Source organism: Pseudomonas sp. CCC4.1 (genome assembly GCF_035019225.1).
GTDB lineage: Bacteria > Pseudomonadota > Gammaproteobacteria > Pseudomonadales > Pseudomonadaceae > Aquipseudomonas > Aquipseudomonas bubulae.
In genome coordinates, this window is sequence record NZ_JASJWL010000045.1 from 1 (window position 1) to 22990 (window position 22990).

Below are 22990 nucleotides of genomic sequence, written 5' to 3' on the forward strand. Positions count from 1 at the left end.
AGATGTGTATAAGAGACAGCGGTTTGACTGAAAGACCGCGTTGCCTGCATCGCGAGCAAGCCCGCTCCCACAGGTGTGTTGAATTGCTTCTATCTGTGCAAGGCCATAACTATGCCCACTGCCCTTTACCGCGTTATCGTCGCGCTACTGCTGTTGCTGCCCCTGGCCGCCCACGCCGACGACGCCAGCGACTTCGCCGCCGCCACTAACTCACAGCAAGCCACGCTACTCGAAAGCTGGGCGGCACAACCGGCACCCGCCCGTGTAGAGCTGATCAATAGCCTGCAACAAGGCCAGATCAGCGTAGACGGCCAGGTTAAAACCCTGCGCCTGAACAACCGCTTGCGCGGCTTGATCGATACCGCACTGGCCAGCCATCAACTGCTGGCAGCCGACCCCAAGCTGCGCTTGAGCGCAGCGCAACAATTGCAGAAATCCGCCAAACCGGCGCAACTCAATTTCCTCGACCAACAACTGGCCGCTGAAAAGGACAGCGATGTGCACAGCGCATTAAGCCTGGCGCTGGCCAATCTGCAATTGGTCGACCCCAACCCTGCCGTGCGTCTGGCCGCCGTGCGCCTGCTGGGCGAAACTGGCGAACCGCTGGCCCGGACCCGCCTCGAAAACCTGCTGCAACCAGGGGTAGAAACCGATGCCAGCGTGCACACCGCCGCCGAAACCAGCCTGGTGCAAATCAAACGCAAGCTGCTGATCGGCGACCTGCTGGGGCAGGCGTTCAGCGGTTTGTCCCTCGGATCGATCCTGCTGCTGGCTGCACTCGGCCTGGCCATCACCTTTGGCCTGCTGGGGGTGATCAATATGGCCCACGGCGAAATGCTGATGCTCGGCGCCTATTCCACCTACTGCGTGCAGTTGCTGTTCCAGCGCTTTGCTCCCGGCGCCATCGAGTTCTACCCGCTGCTGGCCCTGCCCGTGGCGTTCTTCGTTACCGCAGCCGTGGGCATGCTGCTGGAGCGCACCATCATCCGTCACCTCTACGGCCGCCCGCTGGAGACATTGCTTGCCACCTGGGGCATCAGCCTGATTTTGATCCAGCTGGTACGCGTGCTGTTCGGCGCACAAAACGTCGAAGTGGCCAACCCGGCCTGGCTGTCGGGCGGGCTGCAAGTGCTGCCCAATCTGGTGTTGCCGTATAACCGTCTGGTGATCATCGTCTTCGCCCTGGCCGTGGTGGTACTGACCTGGCTGCTGCTGAACAAGACCCGTTTGGGCCTCAACGTGCGCGCCGTTACCCAGAACCGCAACATGGCTGCCTGCTGCGGTGTACCCACCGGGCGCGTGGACATGCTCGCCTTCGGCCTGGGCTCGGGGATTGCCGGACTTGGCGGCGTGGCCTTGAGCCAGGTCGGCAACGTGGGCCCGGATCTGGGACAGGGCTACATCATCGACTCGTTTCTGGTGGTGGTGCTGGGCGGCGTCGGCCAATTGGCCGGTACTGTGTATGCGGCCTTTGGCCTGGGTATCGCCAACAAGATCCTCGAACCGCAGATCGGTGCCGTGCTGGGCAAAATCCTGATCCTGGGACTGATCATTCTGTTTATCCAGAAGCGTCCGCAGGGGCTCTTCGCGCTTAAAGGACGGGTGATCGACTGATGAATCAGCCTCTGATGGTCACTGCTGCACAAAAGGCCGGACCTACGGTCACTACACTGGTGGGCGTTCTGGTCCTGCTGGTATTGCTGGCCCTGCCGCTGCTCTCGTTGTTGCCCGCCGACAGCCCGTTGCAGGTCTCGGCCTACACGCTGACGCTGGTGGGCAAGATTCTCTGCTACGCCATTGTCGCCCTGGCCCTGGATCTGGTCTGGGGCTACGCCGGGCTGCTGTCGCTCGGCCATGGCCTGTTCTTCGCCCTGGGCGGTTACGCAATGGGCATGTACCTGATGCGCCAGGCCTCGGGCGACGAGCTGCCGGCCTTTATGACCTTTTTGTCGTGGACCGAGCTGCCATGGTACTGGGTCGGTACCGAGCATTTCTGGTGGGCAATGTGTCTGGTGGTATTGGCCCCCGGCCTGCTGGCCCTGGTGTTCGGCTTTTTCGCCTTTCGCTCGCGGATCAAGGGCGTGTACTTCTCGATCATGACCCAGGCCCTGACCTTCGCCGGAATGCTGCTGTTTTTCCGCAACGAAACCGGCTTTGGCGGCAACAACGGCTTCACCAATTTTCGCAGTATTCTGGGCTTTGGCATCACCGAGCCGGGCACACGCGCGGCGCTGTTTTTGGCCACCGTGCTGCTGCTGGTGACCAGCCTGTTCCTTGGCTGGCGACTGGCGCGCAGCAAGTTCGGCCGGGTATTGACCGCACTGCGCGACGCGGAAAACCGCCTGATGTTCTGCGGCTACGACCCGCGCGGTTTCAAGCTGTTCGTCTGGGTACTGAGCGCCGTGCTGTGCGGCCTGGCCGGGGCCTTGTATGTGCCCCAGGTGGGCATTATCAACCCGGGTGAAATGTCGCCGACCAACTCCATCGAAGCCGCCGTATGGGTCGCCCTCGGCGGGCGCGGGACCCTGATTGGCCCGCTGCTGGGGGCAGGCGTGGTCAATGGCATGAAAAGCTGGTTTACCGTGGCGTTCCCCGAGTACTGGCTGTTCTTCCTGGGCGCACTGTTTATCGTCGTGACCCTGTACCTGCCTAAAGGCGTGATCGGCCTGCTGAAGAAAAGGGGCGAACAATGAGAATCACACCGACCGCCGAATTCATGCTCGAACCGGTGCTGGACGCTGGCAGCAGTCGCGACGCCATCGGCCTGGGACAAGCCGCCGGGCCGGGCCTGAACACCCGCCACGGCACCCTCCTGACCCTGGAAGACATCAGCGTCAGCTTCGATGGCTTCAAGGCCCTGAACAACCTCAACCTGTATATCGGCGTCGGTGAACTGCGCTGCATCATCGGCCCCAATGGTGCGGGCAAGACCACCATGATGGATGTGATCACCGGCAAGACCCGGCCCAGCGAAGGCCAGGCCTGGTTTGGCGAAACCCTCGACCTGCGCCAGATGAGCGAAGTACAGATCGCCCAGGCCGGGATTGGCCGAAAGTTCCAGAAGCCCACGGTATTCGAGGCCCTGAGCGTGTTCGAGAACCTGGAGCTGGCGCAGAAGACCGACAAGTCGGTGTGGGCCAGCCTGCGCGCGAAACTGACAGGAGAGCAAAAGGACCGTATCGGCGAAGTGCTGCATACCATCCGCCTGACCGGCTCGGCCCTGCGGCCTGCGGGGCTGTTGTCCCACGGGCAGAAACAGTTTCTGGAAATCGGCATGTTGTTGATGCAGGACCCGCAACTGCTGTTGCTCGACGAGCCGGTGGCGGGCATGACCGATGCCGAAACCGAATTCACCGCCGAGCTGTTCAAGAGCCTGGCGGGCAAACATTCGCTGATGGTGGTGGAGCATGACATGGGCTTTGTCGGCTCGATTGCCGACCACGTCACCGTGCTGCACCAGGGCAGCGTATTGGCCGAAGGCTCGCTGGAGCAGGTGCAGGCGGATGAACGGGTGATCGAAGTCTACCTGGGTCGCTGAAAACTGCCCGCTCCCACAGGGGGCATGGAGAGAACTGAACATGCTTAACGTCGAAAAACTGCACCAATACTACGGCGGCAGTCATATCCTTCGCGGCCTGTCCTTCGAGCTCAAAGTCGGTGAAGTCACCTGCCTGCTCGGCCGTAATGGCGTGGGCAAGACCACCCTGCTCAAATGCCTGATGGGCCTGTTGCCGGTCAAGGAAGGCAGCGTGCAGTGGGAGGGCCAGCCCATCACCACGCTCAAGCCTCATCAGCGGGTCCACGCCGGGATCGCCTATGTGCCCCAGGGCCGGGAGATTTTCGGGCGCCTGACGGTGGAAGAAAACCTGCTGATGGGCCTGTCGCGCTTTCCCGGCGCCGAGGCCAGGGAAGTGCCGGCGTTTATCTACGAACTGTTCCCGGTGCTGCTGCAAATGAAACACCGGCGCGGCGGCGATTTGTCCGGTGGCCAGCAGCAACAGCTGGCCATTGGTCGCGCCCTGGCCAGCCGCCCGCGCCTGTTGATCCTCGACGAACCCACCGAAGGCATCCAGCCCTCGGTGATCAAGGAGATCGGCGCAGTGATCAAAATGCTCGCCGCCCGCGGCGATATGGCGATTTTGCTGGTGGAGCAGTTTTATGACTTTGCCGAGGAGCTCGCCGATCAGTATCTGGTGATGTCGCGAGGTGAAATCGTGCAGCAGGGGCGTGGTGAAAATATGCAAACAGAGGGTGTGCGCGGGCTGGTGACGATTTAATCTGTCCCTCTTTCCTGGTGCTTTTCTTACAAAGAAGTCCTACATATGAACCTGCCGGCCAATACCGCATTGTTCACCCCCAGCTGGCTCGCCGAGCTGGAGCTGGGCTATGGCCGTTTTGGCGACAGCACCCGCCCTACCCTGCGGCGCCACCTCGGCCCGTTGCGGGTGCAAAAGCATTTGTACGCCGAAGGCCCCGAGGTGTGCCAGCACATCATCGTCCACCCGCCGGGGGGGATTGCCGGGGGTGACCAACTGAATATCAGCGCCAGCGTCGGCCCCGATGCCTGGGCGCAATTGACCAGCCCCGGCGCGGCCAAGTGGTATCGCGCGGCGGGCCCGGCTTACCAGACAGTCGAATTGAACGTGGCTGCCGGCGCGACCCTGGAATGGCTACCGCAAGAAACCATCGTGTTCAGCGCAGCCCAGGCCGAACTCACCACCCGTATCGAACTTGCAGGCGATGCACGGCTGTTTTACTGGGACATGGTGGCGTTGGGGCGGCTGGCCAGCGGCGAGCGTTTTGAGCACGGGCATTTTCAGTCACGCCTGGATATCCGCCGCGACGGCCAGTTGCTCTGGCATGAACGCCAGCGCATTGCAGGCGGCGACGGGCTGCTGGATTCGCCCATCGGCCTGGATGGCAACCCGGTGTTTGCCACCTTGCTGGTAACGGGTGAAGTCAGTGCCGAGCTGCTGGAACGCTGCCGCGCGCTGGCCAACCCGGTGCGCGGTGATTTGACTCAATTACCGGGTCTACTGGTAGCGCGCTGCCTGGCCAGTGAAGCCTTGCAGGCGCGCAGCTGGCTGATCGATTTATGGCGCTTGCTGCGCCCGGCATTGCTGGGGCGCGAGGCGTTGGCGCCACGCATCTGGAGTACCTGAAGAGCCCCTCACCCTCTGGGAGAGGGTTAGGGTGAGGGCCAAGGCCCGACTCATTTTTAACTGCCGAACACGGACCCGACCATGGACCTGACTCCACGCGAAAAAGACAAGATGCTGATCTTCACCGCCGGCCTGCTGGCCGAGCGGCGGTTGGCCCGCGGTGTGATTCTCAACTACCCGGAAACCATCGCCTATATCTCCGCAGCCCTGCTCGAAGGTGCCCGCGATGGCCGCACCGTCGCCGAGCTGATGCACTACGGCACCACCCTGCTGACCCGCGACCAGGTGATGGAAGGCATTCCGGAAATGATCCCCGATATCCAGGTCGAAGCCACCTTCCCGGATGGCACCAAGCTGGTCACCGTCCACCAACCCATCGCCTGAGGCCGAGCATGTCTTATGTCATTCGTGATGCAGTCGCGGCGGATCTGCCGGCGATTCGCGATATCTACAACGATGCGGTGCTCAACACCCTGGCCATATGGAACGAAAACACCGTAGACCTGGACAACCGCCAGCAGTGGTTCGACGCACGCCAGGCCCAGGGTTACCCGATTCTGGTGATCGTCGACGACACCAATATAGCCCTGGGCTATGCCTCGTTCGGCGACTGGCGGCCGTTCGAGGGCTTTCGCCATACCGTTGAGCACTCGGTGTATATCCACCCCGAGCAGCGCGGCAAAAAACTCGGGCCACAGTTGCTGGCCGAGTTGATCAAACGCGCCCGTGCCTGTGACAAGCATGTGATGGTCGCCGCCATCGAAGGCGCCAACGCGGCCTCGATCCATGTCCACAGGCAACTGGGCTTTGTCACCAGCGGGCGCATGCCGCAAGTGGGGATCAAGTTCGGCCGCTGGCTAGACCTGACTTTTATGCAACTGATGCTTAACCCCGGCGCCCTGCCGCCCAAGGAGCTCGCACAATGAACGCCGAACAGGTGGTACGCGTGACGGCGCAGAGCTTTGCTCAGTACCGCGATGACTTGATTGTGTTGCTGCTCGATGCGGTCGGGCACGGCGCATCGGTGGGTTTCATGAACGATCTGGATCAGCCTCAGGCCAGCCGTTACTTCAACGAAGTTCACGGGCAACTGGAACAAGGCAATCTGCTGCTGTGGGTACTGGTCGAAGACCAGCGCGTGCTGTCCAGCGTGCAACTGGTGCTGTGCCAGAAGGCCAACGGCCTGAACCGTGCCGAGGTGCAAAAACTGCTGGTGCTCAATGAAGTGCGTCGCCGCGGCCTGGGACAGGTACTGATCCACGCCCTGGAGCAAGGCGCCCGCGAGCAAAAGCGCGGCCTGTTGCACCTGGACACCGAAGCCGGCTCCCCCGCCGAGAACTTCTACAGTGCCCTGGGCTACACCCGCGTGGGCGAGTTGCCCAACTACTGCCAAAGCCCCGACGGCCACTACAGCCCCACGGCCATCTACTTCAAAACCCTGAGTGAGCCGCAATGATCCCGGGCGAATACCGCATTGAGTCGGGCGAGATCGAACTGAACGTCGGCCGCCGCACCCTGGTCCTGAGCGTAGCCAATCGTGGCGACCGCCCGATCCAGGTCGGCTCGCATTATCACTTTTTTGAAACCAACGACGCCCTGATGTTTGACCGTGGCGACAGTCGCGGCATGCGCCTGAACATTCCGGCTGGCACCGCCGTGCGCTTCGAGCCGGGGCAAACCCGTGAAGTGGAACTGGTGGAACTGGCCGGTCTGCGCCGGGTGTTCGGCTTCGCCGGGCGGGTGATGGGCAATCTGGATTGACCCACAGGGTCCGAACCAATTTTTAGGAACTCACCATGAAAATCTCCCGTCAGGCTTACGCCGACATGTTCGGCCCCACCGTCGGCGACAAGATCCGCCTGGCCGACACCGAGTTGTGGATTGAGGTCGAGCACGACTTCACCACCTACGGCGAAGAAGTGAAGTTCGGCGGTGGCAAGGTGATTCGTGACGGCATGGGGCAGAGCCAACTGCTCGCCAGTGAAGTGGTCGACACGCTGATCACCAATGCGCTGATTATCGATCACTGGGGCATCGTCAAAGCCGATGTGGGCCTCAAGAACGGGCGCATCCACGCCATCGGCAAGGCCGGCAACCCGGATATCCAGCCCGATGTGACCATCGCCATCGGCGCCAGCACCGAAGTGATCGCCGGCGAAGGCATGATCCTCACCGCAGGCGGCATCGACACCCATATCCACTTTATCTGCCCGCAACAGATCGAAGAAGCGCTCAACAGCGGCGTGACCACCATGATCGGCGGCGGTACCGGCCCGGCCACCGGCACCAATGCCACCACCTGCACTTCGGGGCCGTGGCACATGGCGCGCATGCTTCAGGCCGCCGATTCGTTCCCGATGAACATGGGCTTTACCGGCAAGGGCAACGCCAGCCTGCCGCAACCGCTGATCGAACAGGTCGAAGCCGGAGCCATCGGCCTCAAGCTGCACGAAGACTGGGGCACCACCCCGGCGTCCATCGACAACTGCCTGACCGTTGCCGATCTCTATGACGTGCAAGTGGCGATCCACAGCGACACCCTGAACGAGTCGGGCTTTGTCGAAACCACCCTCGCCGCCTTCAAGGGCCGCACCATCCACACCTATCACACCGAAGGTGCCGGTGGCGGGCATGCGCCGGACATCATCAAGGCCTGCGGCCTGACCAACGTGCTGCCCAGCTCCACCAACCCGACGCGGCCTTTTACGCGCAACACCATCGACGAACACCTCGACATGCTGATGGTCTGCCATCACCTCGACCCGAGCATCGCCGAGGACGTGGCTTTCGCCGAAAGCCGGATCCGCCGCGAGACCATCGCCGCCGAAGACATCCTCCATGACCTGGGCGCGTTCTCGATGATCAGCTCCGACAGCCAGGCCATGGGCCGGGTGGGCGAAGTGATCACGCGCACCTGGCAAACTGCCGACAAGATGAAAAAACAGCGCGGGCCGCTGCCTGAGGATGCACCGGGCAACGATAACTTCCGCGCCAAGCGCTATATCGCCAAATACACCATCAACCCGGCGATCACCCATGGCGTAAGCCATGAAGTGGGCTCGATCGAAGTCGGCAAGTGGGCCGACCTGGTGCTGTGGCGCCCGGCGTTCTTCGGCGTCAAACCGACGTTGATCATCAAGGGCGGGGCCATTGCGGCAAGCCTGATGGGCGATGCCAACGCCTCGATCCCCACGCCGCAACCGGTTCACTATCGCCCGATGTTCGCCAGCTACGGCGGCTCGCGCCACGCCACCTGCCTGACCTTTATCAGCCAGGCCGCGTTTGACGCGGGCGTCCCCGCAGCGCTGGGTTTGCAAAAGCAAATCGCGGTGGTAAAGGGCTGCCGGGATGTGCAGAAAAAGGATCTGATCCACAACGGCTATCTGCCCGCGATCGAAGTCGACCCGCAGACCTATCAGGTCAAGGCCGACGGTGTATTGCTGTGGTGTGAACCGGCCGAGGTCCTGCCGATGGCACAGCGCTACTTCCTGTTCTGACACCCCGTATTTGCAGGGGGATTGGCGGTTGTACTGGAACGCTGCATTTGGCGTTAAGATGCGGCTCCATTTTTTACAACCGCTCTTGCAGCAAGGCGTGTGGCCATGGGCCTATCTGAATTCATCGTGCTCAATGTAGATCGCATCGTCGATGAATGGGAGCAGTTTGCCGAAACCATCACCCCGGCAGCCGAATCCATGAACAGCGTCGCGCTGCGCGACCATGCCAGGGAAATCCTGCTGGCTGCCTCGCGGGACATGAACACCGCGCAAACGGCCAGCGAGCAGCAGGCCAAGGCCGAGGGTGAAGGCCCCGAAACGAGCCCTGCGCTGGATGAAGCAGCTGCCAGCCACGGCGAGCTGCGCCATACCGTGGGTTTTGATCTGGTGCAGATGACTTCGGAGTTCCGCCACCTGCGCGCCTGCGTCATCCGCCTGTGGGTCGCCAGCATCCAGGCCCCGGCCCACGAGCACCTGCTCGACATGATCCGCTTCAACGAAGCCATTGACCAGGCCCTGGCCGAGTCCACCGCGGCCTATGCCGAACAGGTCAATCGCTCACGCGACATCTTCCTTGCCATCCTGGGTCATGACCTGCGCGCACCGTTGCAGGCAGTGAGCATGTCCAGTGAAATGCTGGAGCGCAAAACCAGCCTTGACCCTGCGGCGCAGCCTTATCTGCTGGCCATCAGAAACGGCACGCGGCATATGGGCGCGATGGTCAATGACCTGCTGGAGTTTGTGCGCAGCCGTCTGGGCACCAGCCTGCCGATCGAGCCCGAGCCGATGGACCTTGCCCAGGCCTGCCAGGCGGCGCTGGATGAAGCCTGCGCCGGGCAACCGGATTGCGCGCCGGCACTGCAGGTCGAAGGTGATGTGCAAGGGCACTGGGATCCGCGCCGGTTGGGGCAACTGCTGCAAAACCTGATCGGCAATGCCCTGCAGCACGGTGCGCGCCGGGGCAAGGTGACATTGCACCTGAGCGGGGACAGCGAAGCGGTGACCTTGCGCGTGCACAACCTGGGCATGCCCATCGCCGAAGACGCCCTGGGCACCCTGTTCGACCCGCTGGTGCGCAGCCCGAGCGAAGACCTGACCCAGCCGGGTACATCCACCAGCCTGGGCCTGGGGTTGTTTATCATCAAGGAAGTGGTGGACGCCCACCAGGGCAGCATCGACGTGACCTCGACCGAAGCCGAGGGCACGACGTTTACGGTGGTGTTGCCCAAAAACGCCTGAGCCCTGGGCAAACACAATCTGTGGGAGCGGGCTTGCTCGCGATGCAGTCGCCGCGGTCTATCAGGAACACCGCGCCGGGGCCATCGCAGGCAAGCCAGCTCCCACAGAGCCTTTAGGCAGGCTTCATCTATTGCGTCACAAACCGCCCCAACTGCTGCTTCAATCGCTGATTTTCAGCACGCAACTGCTGCACTTCCTCGAGCAGGTCCAGCGCCAGCGCCACACCCTCCCATTCCATCTGCAGATCATCACGCAGCTTGGCCGCGCGTCTGGCGATGACCAGTTCGTAGTCTTCAAAACGCCACACGTCAGGCGTGCGGCCCTGAGGTTCGATAATTCCGTGTTCGACAATCTCTATCACGTAAGTGGCCGGGATATTGGCCTCTTCGCAGAACCTTTCCATGTCCAGCTGAACGATCAGGGTGCTGCTCATGATCAGTTACTCCATTGGGCTCTCGGATCAAATGCTGCTTTGTCGGCAAGTTCTTGCCACAGGGCCTTGGTGGCCTCGTCGCCATGGGTCGGCATGACCACTTTCAGTTGCGCATACAAATCACCACGCTGGCCTTGCTTGTCCACCAGGCCGTGGCCCTTGATGCGCATGCGCTGACCGCTCTGGCTGTCAGGGCGAATGGTCATCATCACCTTGCTGGTCAGGGTCGGTATCGCCACCTTGGTGCCCAGCGCAGCTTCCCACGGCGCCAGAGGAACCGTGATAACCAGGTCATGGCCTTCAACATCGAACTTCGGATGCGGTGCAAAACGGATGATCAGGTACAGATCACCGTTGGCCCCGCCACCCACGCCCGGGCCACCCTGGCCTTTAAGGCGGATGCGCTCACCGTCGGTCACACCGGCCGGGATCTTCACGTTCAGGGTCTTGCTGACCCCGCCTATCTGAAAGCTGATGGGCTTGGACTCACCCGACAGGGTTTCTTCAAGGAAAATCGGCAATTCCATTTCAACATCCTGCCCGCGACGGCCCGCACTGCGGCCTGATTGCCCACCAAAACCGCCACCACGCGAACCGAAGATCGAGCTGAAGAAGTCCGAAAAATCGCCATTGTCTTCGAAACCGCCGCTGGAACGGCCTTGCCAGCCCGGCGGCCCCTGGAACGGCTGGCCATGCTGGCCGTATTTGCGAATTTCGTCGTATTCAGCGCGTTTTTCGGCGCTTTTAAGGGCTTCATACGCCTCGTTGACATCCTTGAACTTGCTCTCGGCGTCCTTTTCCTTGCTCACATCCGGGTGATACTTGCGCGCCAGCTTGCGATAGGCGGTCTTGATCGCCTTATCGTCCGCCGTGGGCTCGACACCCAGGATCTTGTAATAGTCTTTGAAGTCCATGTAAGGATCACCATCCGTTATCAATATCGCGCAGCTCAGGTCACCAGAATGCTCCGGTTGCCCGGCCTGTCATTTGACCGGCCTCAAGAACAGCGCTGCCAATGTTTATCGGCAGCCTAAAGACTGCCACGCCAATGACTGGAAGTTTGGGGATCAAGGATAGTCTTTCAAGTGGATTAAAACCTGCGATTTAACGATTAGTCGTGCTTCGATTCTGCGGCGGTCTGACATACACTGCGCGGCCGTTTTTTGACCGGAACACGAAAGACATGAAAAGCGCCTCTCCAGCACGTGCCTGCGGTATCGACTTCGGCACGTCAAACTCCACCGTCGGCTGGCTGCGTCCAGGCGTGGAAACCCTCATTGCGCTGGAGGACGACAAGATCACCCTGCCCTCGGTGGTGTTCTTCAATATGGAAGAACGCCGCCCGGTGTACGGCCGTCTGGCGCTGCATGAGTACCTGGAAGGCTACGAAGGCCGCCTGATGCGCTCGCTCAAAAGCCTGCTGGGTTCCAAGCTGATCAAGCACGACACCAGCGTTCTGGGCACGGCGATGCCGTTCAAGGACTTGCTGGGGCTGTTTATCGCCCAGCTGAAAAAGCGCGCCGAAGCGACCGCCGGTCGTGAATTCGAAGAAGTGGTACTCGGTCGCCCGGTATTTTTCGTCGACGACGACCCCCTGGCCGACCAGGAAGCCGAAAACACCCTGACTGACGTGGCCCGCGCCATCGGCTTCAAGGAAGTGTCCTTCCAGTACGAACCGATCGCCGCGGCATTTGACTATGAGTCCACCATCGAGCGCGAAGAGCTGGTGCTGATTGTCGATATCGGCGGTGGTACGTCCGACTTCTCCCTGGTGCGCCTGTCGCCCGAGCGCCGTGGCCTGGACAACCGCCAGGACGATATTCTGGCCACCGGCGGCGTACACGTGGGCGGTACCGATTTCGACAAACAGCTGAGCCTGCAAGGCGTGATGCCATTGTTCGGCTACGGCAGCCGCATGAAAAGCGGCGCCTACATGCCTACCAGCCATCATATGAACCTGGCGACCTGGCACACCATCAACTCCGTGTACTCGCAAAAATCCCAGCTGTCGCTGGGCAGCATGCGTTACGACATTGAGGATACCGGCGGTATCGACCGTCTGTTCAAACTGATCGAGCAGCGTGCCGGACACTGGCTGGCGATGGAAATCGAGCAGACCAAGATCGAACTGACCCACAACGACAGCCGCCATGTGCCGCTGGACCGGGTTGAAGCGGGGTTGAGCGTAAACCTGAGCCGGGCGATGTTTGAAGAGTCCATCGACAACCAGCTGGAACGCATCCGCAACAGCGTGACGCAATTGCTGGGCAATGCCGGCGTGGGTGTCGAGCAGGTGGATACGGTGTTCTTCACCGGTGGTTCAAGCGGGATTCCGGCCTTGCGCCAGAGCGTCGCGGCCATGTTGCCGAATGCGCAGCATGTTGAAGGCAACATCTTCGGCAGCATCGGCAGCGGTCTGGCGATTGAGGCCAAAAAGCGTTACGGCTAAAACCCTCGCCCCAACCCTCTCCCTCCGAGAAAGGGTTGGGGCAAGCCGTTACACCAACCCCACCTGCTTCAACTCACTCTTCAAATACGCATAGTAGATCGGCCCCGCCACCACGCCCGGCAGGCCGAAGGCTGCTTCAAAGACCAGCATCGCCAGCAGCAATTCCCACGACTTGGCACTGATTTGCCCGCCGACGATCTTGGCGTTGAGGAAGTATTCCAGCTTGTGGATAACAATCAGATAACCCAGCGCCCCGATCGCCACCCAGATCGACAGCGACAAACCGACGATAGTGATCAGGGTGTTGGAAATCAGGTTGCCAATCACCGGCAGCAAACCCAGCAGGAAGGTCAGCACGATCAGAGTTTTGGTCAGCGGCAGATGCACGCCCAGCAGCGGCAGGACTACAGCCAGAAAGATCCCGGTAAATACCGTGTTGAGCAGCGCGATCTTGATTTGCGCAAAAACGATATTGCGGAAGGCTTGTACCAGCAGGTGCAGACGCTCGAACAGCGCAGCCGACAGCGGCTTGCGGCGGCTGATATCAGGAATGGTCTGCAAGGCCATGATGGCCCCCAGCACCATGCCGATCAGCAGGGTCACGAACATATGCGCGGCGTCTTTGCCCACCAGTTGCAGATCGCTGAGGTGCTTGTTCATCCATTGCCCGATGGCAATCCGGAACTCGGCAGCACTGGCTGGCAGGTAGCTGTCCAGGAACGGCGGCAACTGGCCGCGGGCCCGATCGACTACGGCCATGAATTTATTCAGTGAAGCGCCGGGGTTTTCCGCCTCATGCAACAGAAAACTGATGGCACCGGCAAAGATCAGCGCCAGTACGCTGACAATCACCGTACCCAGCAAAGCCACCGCCAGCCAGCGCGCACGGCGCCCGGCAATCAGACGCTGCAATTGCGGGGTGAGCATATTGACCAGTTCGAACACCAACAAGCCCGCCAGCAGGCTGGGCAACAAACGCAACGGGAAAACCAATAGCAGGCCGCCAGCAATAATGATGTAGCTGGCCAAGACGATGTGACGCTGAGAAAACGATGGCATACAGCCTCAAAACTGACAGCGTGAAAGGACAAGCAGTCTGCCAGCCTTCAGCTGCGAGCACTAGAATTTGTGACTGGCGGGACGGCATACACCCTGTGGGAGCGGGCTTGCTCGCGAATCAGGCGCTGCGGTATGTCAGTTAAACCGCAGTGAGGCCATCGCGAGCAAGCCCGCTCCCACAGTGCCGATCATTTTTTCTTCAGGCAATCACTCATAAAGGCTTTGCGCGCATCGCCCTTGAGGGCCTGGGTGCCGGCGGTGGCATTGCAGGTTTTCATCTTGTCCTGCTGCGTCGCCGGCTTGGCTTTGAGGCAGGTACTCATAAAGGCTTTGCGCTCATCACCCTTAAGGGCCTTGGCACTGGCGTCAGCGTTACAGGTGGTCATTTTGTTTTGTTGGGCCGTGGCCGCAAAGCCCTGGGAACACAGGAGCAGACCTATCATCAGCAAAGGAACATGCAGCATCTTCATGGAGTTTTCTCCTTGTTGGCGCGCCAACGGGCAGCGCGATTCCTGAAGTGTAGACAAACTCTGTTACAGCACTCGTGCCTGACGTCGATACTGCTCCGGGGTACATCCGGCCTGGCGCTGGAACATTGCGATAAACGCCGACGAGGTGCTGTAACCCAGGTCGAAGCCCACGTCCTGCACGCTGCGCGCAGACTCCAGCGCCTCAATCGCGGCCAGAAACCGCAGACGCTGACGCCACTCGCCAAAGCTCATGCCCAGTTCCCGCACAAACACCCGCGCCAATGTACGTTCGCTGACATGCACCTGCTGCGCCCACTGGCCCAACGGGCGGTTGTCGCCTGGGCTCTGTTGCAGCGCTTCCAACACCAGCAACAGGCCCGGATGGCTGGCATAAGGCAAGAAGCACTGATGCACCGGTGCCTGGCGCAATTGATCGACCAGCACCCGGGCCAGTCTTACATCGGCTTCGCTTTGCGGGATATTGATATCGCGGCGGGCAAAGTCGCTGAGGATGGCCTTGAGAATATCGCTGATAGCCAGGGTGACCGGGGTGGTCGGCAAGTGCTGGCAATGCACGGCATCCAGATACACAGAGCGATAAACAATCGCCTGGGCGTTGTAGGCACTGTGCTCGGTGTTGGGCGGCACCCAGACCGCGTATTGCGGCGGCGACATAAAGCGCCGGCCATCGACTTCAAAGCGCATCACACCGTGGGCCACATAATCCAGTGAGCCCCAGGCATGGGTATGGGGCACGGCATGGCTGTGGGCCTCAATCTCGGCATAGCGAAAGTAAACCGGCGCTGGCAGACCGTCGAACTCGGGGACGTTGATCAGATTCTTGTGCATGCTGTCTGGATACGGGGTGAGGTTGGCTGGATCGCAGTATAGGCTCGCAGACAGACAAGCGGATAATCGCCGCTTATTAACCCTGTGGTTGTCACCGATGCAATACGCTTACCCGCTACTGGCCATTTTGATCTGGGCCGGCAATACCGTTATCAACAAGCTTGCGGTGGGAGCGATCTTCCCGTCCGAGATCGGCTTTTATCGCTGGCTGCTGGCTGGCCTGCTGTTTACCCCCTTTATGCTCAAGCCGGTGATGAGCAACTGGCCGATCATCCGCCCCAACCTGGGCAAGATTTTCATCCTCGGCGTGCTCGGCATGGCGGTGTACCAGAGCCTGGCCTACTACGCGGCGGCCCGTACGTCGGCGACCAATATGGGCATTATCCTGTCATTGATGCCGCTGATGGTTCTGAGCATGTCGATTATCAGCCTGGGGCAGCGCCTGACTGCCGGGGCCTTGGTGGGCGCGGTCGTATCGTTTGTCGGGGTACTGGTGGTGGTGTCGAGCGGCAGCCTGGCGGCCTTGCTCGATCACGGCCTGAACCTGGGTGACGCGATGATGCTGGTCGCCACCCTGGCCTATGCGGTTTACAGCACCCTGCTGAAAAAATGGCAACTGCGCCTGCCGCCGCTGCAGATGCTGTATATGCAGGTGCTGGTGGCGATTGTGGTGTTGTTTCCGCTGTATCTGGCCTCACCTAAGGTCGGCCCGACGGTGCATAACATGGGGCTGGTGCTTTATGCCTGTGTGCTGGCGTCGATGATCGCACCGCTGGCCTGGATGAAAGCCGTGGCCAGCCTTGGCCCGAGCCGTACCACGCTGTTCTTCAACCTGCTGCCGTTGATTACCGCGCTGATCGCAGCGGTGGTGCTCAAAGAGCAACTACATGCCTATCACCTGATTGGCGGGGCGCTGACCTTGGGAGGAGTGATTCTGTCGGAGCGCTGGACTACGCCGTTGCGGGCGGCGTGATTTAGCCCTCACCCCAGCCCTCTCCCTGCCCGCTTTCGATGTCCGGCTCAAGCCTTCGCAGAGAGAGGGAGTCAACTGGTGGCGTTGCCCGGATCCACTTTTGCCTTTAGTCCCCTCACCCTCTCCCTCCGGGAGAGGGTGAGGGACTTTTGATCTACTTCACCGTCTTCGGCACCTTGCCCTGCTGCATTTGTTGCAGCAGCGGCGCGCACTGGTTGGGTTCGCCACCGCTTGGGGCGACCAACGCCAATAATCCCGCCGCCGGCCCCGCAATCACACCCAATGCCACCATGCCCGCACCACGCAACAGCAGCGGCACGGCTTGCACACCCGCTGACGGGTTGGCAAAGGTACCGCGTACATACAGCGGTGAACGCAACGAAAACAGACGCAAACCCTTGGACTCTGGAGTGATCTTCAAGTCCAGCTGCTCGGTGGCAAGGTTGATCGTGCCATCGATATAGATAATCGCGTTCTCGGTATCGAACACAAACAATCGGGTACTGGCCAGCCCGTTCTTGATCCCCAGGTCCGCTGCCGCGCAGTTGATCTTCACGTCCTCGTCGCCAAAAATCTTGCCCACTACATAGTTGCCTACGTTCAGGCCGGCAATTTCCATAAGGCTGCGACTGATAGCGCCGTCATTGATGATCATCTTCAGATCACCGTTGGCGGTGCCCAACAACTTGGCCACCGAATTGCCGGTACCGGTAATCGTGGCATCACCATTGAGTTCGCCGAAGCTGGTTTTCATCGGCTCAAAGGTGGGAAACAGTTGCTTGAGTTTAAAGTTGCGCGCGGTCAGCCTGGCGCTGCCTTTCAGGGGCGCAGCACGGCCGTTGAGACGAATCTGCGCATCCAGCTTGCCACCTGCCACGCCAAAACGCAGCGGCTCAAGACTCAGTTCGCCATCATTGAGCACCACATGGGTGTAGAGGTCGGTAAACGGCAGCTCGGCGCTTTGCACGATACGTTTGCCGGTGAGTTCTACGTCTGCGTCCATATCGCGCCAGCGCTCGGTGCGAAACTCTTCCACCGGCAGCACCTTGCCCGCAGGCTGCTTGCTCTCGCTGCCCCGGGCTTTTTGCTGGGTGTTGGAGTCGGCACCGATCAACGGCCCCAGGTCAGCCATCAGCAACTGGTTGGACACCAGCTTGCCGGACAGCTTGGGCCGTGGCTGGCTGGCCACATATTTCAGATCGCCATGGATATCACTGCTGCCGATTTTGCCGTTGAAATTTTCATAGCTGAAGGTCGCGCCATTGGCTTCACGCAGTTTGGCGGTCAAATGGCCGTCGGTGGAGTACGGCGGCGAATCCGGCAAGGTCACGCCGGTCAACGGATAGAGGTTACTCAGGCTGGTACCGGCCAATTTCAGGCGCAGGTCCAGGGCACCCAGATTGAGCGGGTCGGTCAAGGTTCCGGCCAGCTCGACATGGCTGTCGGCAATGCTGACCCGGGCTTGCAACGGGAAAGGCTGAGTCGCGTCCTGCAATGCCAGCAGACCGCCAATTTTACCGCTGCCGTTGAGCTGCTGACCGTGGTACTGGCCTTTGACCTTGAGGGCGAACGCATAGTCCTGCGGTTTGCCGCCCTTCTCCAGGGCCTTTTTCGCGTCTTTTTCGCCGACGATCTCGCTAAACGGGATGGGTTTGCCCAGCGAGTCGATCAGCACGTCCAGTCGGGTTTTCAGGGTCTGGTCATTGAGGGTCACATGCCCCTTGTCGAAGCCGATAGCACCGATGTCCAACGTCCAGGCTGAAGGCTCGGCATCCGGGTCCTTGGGGTCGAAGGTAAAGGTCCAGTTCGCCCGGCCATCAGCCAGGCGCTCAAGACTGGCGCTGGGCTCTGTCAGATTGATGCGCGGGATATCCACGGTTTGGGTCAACAGCGCCAGCGGCGACAGGCGCAGCTCGACTTTCTTCAGGCTGGCCATTTGCGCAGTTTTCGCCCACTCGGGGTTGCCCAGGGTCAGGTCCTGAGCAATCACATGGGGCCACGGCACCCAGGCCCGCCAGCCGCCCTGATCCTCTTCGCGCTGCCAGCGCACAGCCAGGTCACCGTTAATAGCAAACGGGCGGTGGAGGATTTCAGACACTTTGCTGTTGATGGTCGGCTTGATGCGATTCCAGTCGAAGGTAGCGAGGATCACCACCAGCACGGCCACCAGCAGAACGAAAATACCGCCTGCCCAGGCAAGGGTCTTACGGGTGCGCGTCATGTCACGGCTCCTTGAATTCCACAGAACGTCCCAGTTACGACGCCATAAATGTACGACTGGCAAAGACGCCGGAAGGTTTAACCCCGGTACGGCTTTCGTATAAAAAATTTCAAAAGCCCCGGGCTAGAGCCTCCCAGCCTGAACAATCAATTTTGTCGATTATCACCATTGGCCGTATGAACTTTGATATCCGGCAGCCAAGCGTAGCATTGCCATCACACCTACTTAGTTGCATTGCTACGGAGCACACACCATGAAACGCCCAGTCCTGTTTGGTCTTTCCCTTTCACTGATGGCCTTCAACGCCTTCGCCATGCCTGCCGATGAAGAGCCGACCCCAATGGCCCAACCAGCATCGAGCTCCTTGAGCCAGCCGCTCAACCCGGTTGCCGAAGACGGCGCACAACGTACCCTGGACCAACAAAACAGCTATGCCGAAGATGGCTACGATCGCACTCCGGGCAGCCAGTTTGTCGCCGAAGGTGGCGCCGATCGTCTGGCAGAACGCAACAAGCATGCGAGCTAAGCCTTTCGCAGGTGTGGGAGCGGGCTTACTCGCCAATGCATCCCTGCCGCTGATCCGCTAGCCCGCGTAACCTGCATCGCGAGCAAGCCCGCCCCCACACTTTGTGCAGTACACCGTTCGACGTCATCAAAGCCGATTTGCTAGAGTGCGCCGCTGTACTTGTCTGGAATACCAGCCCCGATGCTGCCTCGTGCCGAACAGAAGCAACAAACCCGCCTTGCGCTGATGGATGCTGCCCGCCACTTGATGGAGTCGGGTCGCGGCTTTGGCAGCCTGAGCCTGCGCGAAGTCGCAAAGACCGCTGGCATCGTGCCGACCGGTTTTTATCGCCACTTCAGCGACATGGACCAACTGGGCCTGGCCCTGGTCAGTGAAGTCGGCCAGACCTTTCGTGAAACCATTCGCCTGGTGCGTCACAACGAACTGTTTATGGGCGGTGTGATCAACGCCTCGGTGCGAATTTTTCTCGACGTGGTAGAAGCCAACCGCTCGCAGTTTCTGTTTCTGGCCCGCGAGCAATACGGCGGTTCGCAACCGGTTCGCCAGGCCATTGGCGCCCTGCGCGAAGACATCACTTCGGATCTGGCGGCCGACCTTGGCTCCAAGCCCAAGTTAGCGCACCTGAATCATGCCGGCCTTACCGTGATCGCCGATCTGGTGGTCAAAAGCGTATTTGCCGCCTTGCCCGACGTGATCGACCCGCCTGCAGATTCACTGCCCGATCACCTGCAGCCCCAGGCCAAGATCAGTCAGCAACTGCGCTTTATTTTTATCGGGCTCAAGCACTGGAAAGGCCTGGGCAGTACCGAATAATCGCAAGCGCACCCCATTGGTGCGCCGATGCGCAGATTGCGCACTTATATAGAACATCTTCATCTTTCTGCACCCTTTTTGGGCCTGCATTTGCAGCCTCCGACCGGGTTGGCAAGCCCCTTGCTGTGGTTGGAGTAATGTCCATTGCAGGAAGCCTTCCGATGCTGGTGATTCATCGCAGAGTCCAGTCCCACCCCGTGTGGAGCGCCGAGTTACACCTGAACTTCGAAGCCCGCAGCAAAAGTCGCCTGCGTTGTTTCAGCAGCAGCGGCGAAGATGTCGGCCTGTTCCTTGACCGTGGCCAGTCACCGCTGGTCGATGGCGAATTTCTGCAGGCTCAGGACGGACGCATCGTGCGCGTCTGTGCCAGCCCCGAAAAGCTCCTGCATGTCACCTGCTGCAATGCTTTTGAACTGACCCGCGCCGCTTATCACCTGGGCAACCGCCACGTCGCCCTGCAAGTGGGTGATGGCTGGTTACGCCTGCTTGACGACTACGTGCTCAAGGCCATGCTGGAGCAACTGGGTGCCCATATCGAGGCCATCGAAGCACCGTTTCAGCCCGAACACGGCGCCTATGGCGGTGGCCATCACCACTCCCGTGCGGGCGAAGAGGACTTCAACTACGCCCCGCGGTTGCATCAGTTTGGTGTGCGCTTGTGAACCCGGCCTGGGCGCTGTTGCGCCTGGCCAGCCCGCAGCTGCCCATTGGCGGCTACAGCTATTCCCAGGGGCTGGAAATGGCCGTTGAAAACGGCCGCGTGGCTGACCCGGCCACGGCAGCGCGCTGGATCCGCGATCAATTGCTGCTCAACCTCGCCCGCTTCGAGGCGCCCTTGTTGCTCGCCCACTGTCAGGCCGCAGCGGATCAAGACTGGAACGCTTTGCAGCGTTTGTGTGACGAGCATCGCGCCAGCCGTGAAACCCGAGAACTGCATCAGGAAAGCCGGCAAATGGGGTATTCCCTGCAACAGTTACTCACCGGCTTACCGGAGCTGGACGAGCCCGCACGCGAGTTTCTCGCACAACAGGCCGAGCCCCATCTGGCGCTGGGCTGGGCATTGGCCGCACGCGCCTGGGGCATCGACCCACAGGACGCATTGGCCGCCTGGCTCTGGAGCTGGCTGGAAAACCAGTTGGCCGTGCTGATGAAAACCCTACCCCTGGGCCAGCAAGCGGCCCAGCGCATGACCAGCGAACTGTCGGCTGCGTTGCAGCAGGCCCAGCAACACGCCAGTAGCCTCCACTTATCCCACATTGGCAGTGCCGCTTTCGGCCTGTCTTTGGCGAGCATGGCCCACGAGCGCCAGTACAGCCGCCTGTTTCGTTCCTAGGAGAAAGCAATGAACACACAGCCTTTGCGTGTTGGCATCGGTGGCCCGGTAGGCTCCGGCAAAACTGCGCTCACCCTGGCCCTGTGCCTGGCCCTGCGGGAAAAGTACAACCTGGCCGTCGTCACCAACGATATCTACACCCGTGAAGATGCTGACTTTCTGGTGCGCAATGAGGCGCTGGCGCCAGAGCGGATCATTGGTGTAGAAACCGGCGGCTGCCCGCACACAGCGATTCGTGAAGATGCGTCGATCAACCTGGAGGCTGTGGATCAGTTGAACCGACGCTTTCCCGGCCTTGATCTGATTCTGGTGGAATCGGGTGGGGATAACTTGTCGGCCACCTTCAGCCCGGAGCTGTCCGACCTGACCATTTACGTGATCGACGTGTCCGCCGGGGACAAGTTGCCGCGCAAGGGCGGGCCGGGGATCTGCAAATCGGACCTGCTGGTGATCAACAAAATCGACCTTGCGCCGCTGGTGGGCGCATCGCTGGAACTGATGGACAGCGACACCAAGCGCATGCGCGGTGCAAAACCCTTTGTGTTCAGCAACCAGAAGACCGGACATGGCCTGGACACCATCGTGGCGTTTATTGAGCGTCAAGGATTGTTGATCCAATAGCGGTGAAATCATCTGTGGGAGCGAGCCTGCTCGCGATGGCCGCGACGGGGTACATCAGAAAAACGCAGCGATGCCATCGCGAGCAGGCTCGCTCCCACAGAGTTGAGATCATCCGGGGAATCACGGTGTATCATGTCGCGCAATCGCCCCAGCCGTGACGACACCCACCGATGCCTGATGTAGCCAGCTCCGACTTCCCGCTTGAACTGACCGCCCAATTTGCGGCAGTACAGCAGCATTTTCGCCAGGTCATCGTGCCGCTCTGGCAAGGCCCCGGCTGGAATGCCGAACTCGCACTGCCCTTCGAGGCCTTGAGCCCCGCGCACCAGCCGCTGCCACCCCAGCGCTATCGCGCCATGGCTTGCGCACGGCAGCTGTACCTGTTCGCCAGCCTGATCGACGACCCGACCTTCCCCGGTGCCGCCGAACGCGCTGCTGAACTGTTCCGCTCGCTGCACCTGCATTTTCATGACGCCGAGCACGGTGGCTGGTTCTACAGCATCGGCCCCGATGGCGCGCCGCTGGATCAACGCAAAGACCTTTACACCCACGCCTTTATCATCTTTGCCTGTGCCCATTACTGGGCGAAAGTGCGCGAACCACAGGTGGCGTCGGCGCTCAATGGCGCACTGGCAGTGGTGGCTGAACGTTTCAGTGACGGCAACGGCCTGTATGAAGCCAGCCTGGAGCGGGATTGGTCGCCACTGGGCAGCGGCCCGCTGCAAAACCCGTTGATGCACTTGGCCGAAGCGTTCCTGGCCACTTTGTCGGTACGTGACGATAAGCCAGTGCAGACGGCCTTGCTGGCCCTGGCCGAGGGTATGCAACAGCGCTTTATCGAGCCTGTGCATAACGTCATGCTGGAAAAACCGCTCGGAGCTGTGGATAACTGGTTTGAACCGGGGCATCAATTCGAGTGGTTCTTTTTGCTGGAGTCTTCGCCACTGCTGCGCCAGACGCCGTTGCACGGTTCGCTGGAGCGGGCGTTCGGGTTTGCCGAGCAGGTGGGGGTCGACCCGCAGAGCGGCGCGGTGTGCGGCATGCTGGCCCCTGATGGCAGCCTGCGCGATGGTACCCAGCGTATCTGGGCACAGGCCGAGTACCTGCGCGCCCTGACCTTACGCCCGAACAACCAGGCACAGGTGCAGCGTCAATTGCTGGCGCTGCAGCAGAAGTTTCTACATGCCGGTGGCTGGTACGAATGCCGCGATGGCGCGGGCAAGGTCAGCCGCGAGGATATGCCGTCGACCACGCCTTATCATCTGGCCACCTGTTACAGCGGTTTGGCGCAATACCTCGGCTAACACCAACAGCTGTGGGAGCGGGCTTGCTCGCGATGGCATCA

The 22990-nt window shown here is 60.7% G+C and carries 25 protein-coding genes; 19 read left to right on the forward strand and 6 right to left on the reverse strand.

The genetic code is table 11. The features are described 5' to 3' along the window. The first annotated feature begins 111 nt into the window (after positions 1-111). The 11 genes from urtB to QN377_RS16530 all read left to right on the forward strand — a co-directional run bounded on the left by urtB (position 112) and on the right by QN377_RS16530 (position 9898). On the forward strand, positions 112-1614 hold the full coding sequence (gene urtB, locus QN377_RS16480) for an urea ABC transporter permease subunit UrtB (protein WP_095017660.1): 1503 nt from the start codon (positions 112-114) through the stop codon (positions 1612-1614). Next, complete coding sequence (gene urtC / locus QN377_RS16485) at positions 1614-2693, forward strand: urea ABC transporter permease subunit UrtC (protein ID WP_095001005.1); 1080 nt, start codon at positions 1614-1616, stop codon at positions 2691-2693. The genes urtB and urtC overlap by 1 nt, the downstream gene beginning before the upstream one ends. Next, a complete protein-coding gene (gene urtD / locus QN377_RS16490; RefSeq protein WP_095001004.1) occupies positions 2690-3538 on the forward strand; it encodes an urea ABC transporter ATP-binding protein UrtD in 849 nt (282 codons plus the stop codon). Before urtC ends, urtD begins: the two co-directional genes overlap by 4 nt. A gap of 40 nt (positions 3539-3578) precedes the next feature. Then, complete coding sequence (gene urtE / locus QN377_RS16495) at positions 3579-4277, forward strand: urea ABC transporter ATP-binding subunit UrtE (RefSeq protein ID WP_095017661.1); 699 nt, start codon at positions 3579-3581, stop codon at positions 4275-4277. 45 nt (positions 4278-4322) lie between these two features. Continuing rightward, complete coding sequence (locus QN377_RS16500; RefSeq protein ID WP_095017662.1) at positions 4323-5162, forward strand: urease accessory protein UreD; 840 nt, start codon at positions 4323-4325, stop codon at positions 5160-5162. 81 nt (positions 5163-5243) lie between these two features. Continuing rightward, a complete protein-coding gene (ureA, locus tag QN377_RS16505; protein WP_016783355.1) occupies positions 5244-5546 on the forward strand; it encodes an urease subunit gamma in 303 nt (100 codons plus the stop codon). A gap of 8 nt (positions 5547-5554) precedes the next feature. Next, positions 5555-6088 carry a GNAT family N-acetyltransferase gene (locus QN377_RS16510; protein ID WP_095001001.1) on the forward strand — a complete coding sequence of 178 codons (534 nt, stop codon included), beginning with the start codon at positions 5555-5557 and terminating at the stop codon, positions 6086-6088. Continuing rightward, the gene (locus QN377_RS16515; protein WP_322214044.1) at positions 6085-6618 is read left to right on the forward strand and encodes a GNAT family N-acetyltransferase; all 534 of its coding nucleotides are present in this window, start codon (positions 6085-6087) and stop codon (positions 6616-6618) included. Before QN377_RS16510 ends, QN377_RS16515 begins: the two co-directional genes overlap by 4 nt. Then, on the forward strand, positions 6615-6923 hold the full coding sequence (locus QN377_RS16520) for an urease subunit beta (protein ID WP_095000999.1): 309 nt from the start codon (positions 6615-6617) through the stop codon (positions 6921-6923). The genes QN377_RS16515 and QN377_RS16520 overlap by 4 nt, the downstream gene beginning before the upstream one ends. A gap of 35 nt (positions 6924-6958) precedes the next feature. Further along, a complete protein-coding gene (ureC, locus tag QN377_RS16525; RefSeq protein WP_095017664.1) occupies positions 6959-8659 on the forward strand; it encodes an urease subunit alpha in 1701 nt (566 codons plus the stop codon). A 105-nt stretch (positions 8660-8764) separates the two neighbouring features. After that, positions 8765-9898, forward strand: coding sequence for a sensor histidine kinase (locus tag QN377_RS16530; RefSeq protein WP_095017665.1), 1134 nt, complete (start codon positions 8765-8767; stop codon positions 9896-9898). 127 nt (positions 9899-10025) lie between these two features. Here the strand turns inward: QN377_RS16530 and QN377_RS16535 are convergent, their stop codons facing one another. Next, positions 10026-10331, reverse strand: a complete 306-nt coding sequence (locus tag QN377_RS16535; protein WP_095000996.1) for a chaperone modulator CbpM — start codon at positions 10329-10331, stop codon at positions 10026-10028. A 2-nt stretch (positions 10332-10333) separates the two neighbouring features. Further along, positions 10334-11245 carry a curved DNA-binding protein gene (cbpA, locus tag QN377_RS16540; RefSeq protein ID WP_095000995.1) on the reverse strand — a complete coding sequence of 304 codons (912 nt, stop codon included), beginning with the start codon at positions 11243-11245 and terminating at the stop codon, positions 10334-10336. A gap of 269 nt (positions 11246-11514) precedes the next feature. Between cbpA and QN377_RS16545 the strand changes: the two genes are divergently transcribed. After that, entirely contained in the window at positions 11515-12780 is a 1266-nt protein-coding gene (locus QN377_RS16545; protein WP_095000994.1) for an Hsp70 family protein, read from the forward strand. 48 nt (positions 12781-12828) lie between these two features. Here the strand turns inward: QN377_RS16545 and QN377_RS16550 are convergent, their stop codons facing one another. From QN377_RS16550 to QN377_RS16560, 3 genes are all read right to left on the reverse strand, one after another. After that, the gene (locus tag QN377_RS16550; protein WP_095000993.1) at positions 12829-13839 is read right to left on the reverse strand and encodes an AI-2E family transporter; all 1011 of its coding nucleotides are present in this window, start codon (positions 13837-13839) and stop codon (positions 12829-12831) included. Positions 13840-14027: 188 nt separating this feature from the next. Beyond that, a complete protein-coding gene (locus tag QN377_RS16555) occupies positions 14028-14309 on the reverse strand; it encodes a PsiF family protein (protein WP_095017666.1) in 282 nt (93 codons plus the stop codon). 63 nt (positions 14310-14372) lie between these two features. Beyond that, entirely contained in the window at positions 14373-15158 is a 786-nt protein-coding gene (locus tag QN377_RS16560) for an AraC family transcriptional regulator (protein ID WP_095000991.1), read from the reverse strand. Between the two features lie 97 nt (positions 15159-15255). Between QN377_RS16560 and QN377_RS16565 the strand changes: the two genes are divergently transcribed. Further along, positions 15256-16131: a DMT family transporter gene (locus QN377_RS16565; protein WP_095017667.1), complete on the forward strand. Its 876-nt coding sequence runs from the start codon at positions 15256-15258 to the stop codon at positions 16129-16131. A gap of 154 nt (positions 16132-16285) precedes the next feature. On the opposite strand, the gene QN377_RS16570 is transcribed toward QN377_RS16565, so the two are convergent. Next, complete coding sequence (locus tag QN377_RS16570; protein WP_095017668.1) at positions 16286-18352, reverse strand: AsmA family protein; 2067 nt, start codon at positions 18350-18352, stop codon at positions 16286-16288. 253 nt (positions 18353-18605) lie between these two features. Here QN377_RS16570 and QN377_RS16575 point away from each other — a divergent pair, with 253 nt between their 5' ends. From QN377_RS16575 to QN377_RS16600, 6 genes are all read left to right on the forward strand, one after another. Beyond that, positions 18606-18878 carry a hypothetical protein gene (locus QN377_RS16575; protein ID WP_095000988.1) on the forward strand — a complete coding sequence of 91 codons (273 nt, stop codon included), beginning with the start codon at positions 18606-18608 and terminating at the stop codon, positions 18876-18878. A gap of 180 nt (positions 18879-19058) precedes the next feature. Further along, complete coding sequence (locus tag QN377_RS16580; RefSeq protein ID WP_095000987.1) at positions 19059-19691, forward strand: TetR family transcriptional regulator; 633 nt, start codon at positions 19059-19061, stop codon at positions 19689-19691. A 161-nt stretch (positions 19692-19852) separates the two neighbouring features. Continuing rightward, entirely contained in the window at positions 19853-20353 is a 501-nt protein-coding gene (gene ureE / locus QN377_RS16585) for an urease accessory protein UreE (RefSeq protein WP_095017669.1), read from the forward strand. Then, on the forward strand, positions 20350-21024 hold the full coding sequence (locus tag QN377_RS16590) for an urease accessory protein UreF (RefSeq protein WP_095017670.1): 675 nt from the start codon (positions 20350-20352) through the stop codon (positions 21022-21024). The genes ureE and QN377_RS16590 overlap by 4 nt, the downstream gene beginning before the upstream one ends. Before the next feature lie 9 nt (positions 21025-21033). Continuing rightward, positions 21034-21645, forward strand: coding sequence for an urease accessory protein UreG (gene ureG / locus QN377_RS16595; RefSeq protein WP_095000984.1), 612 nt, complete (start codon positions 21034-21036; stop codon positions 21643-21645). Positions 21646-21815: 170 nt separating this feature from the next. Then, positions 21816-22949 carry an AGE family epimerase/isomerase gene (locus QN377_RS16600; RefSeq protein ID WP_095017671.1) on the forward strand — a complete coding sequence of 378 codons (1134 nt, stop codon included), beginning with the start codon at positions 21816-21818 and terminating at the stop codon, positions 22947-22949. Positions 22950-22990 lie beyond the last annotated feature (41 nt).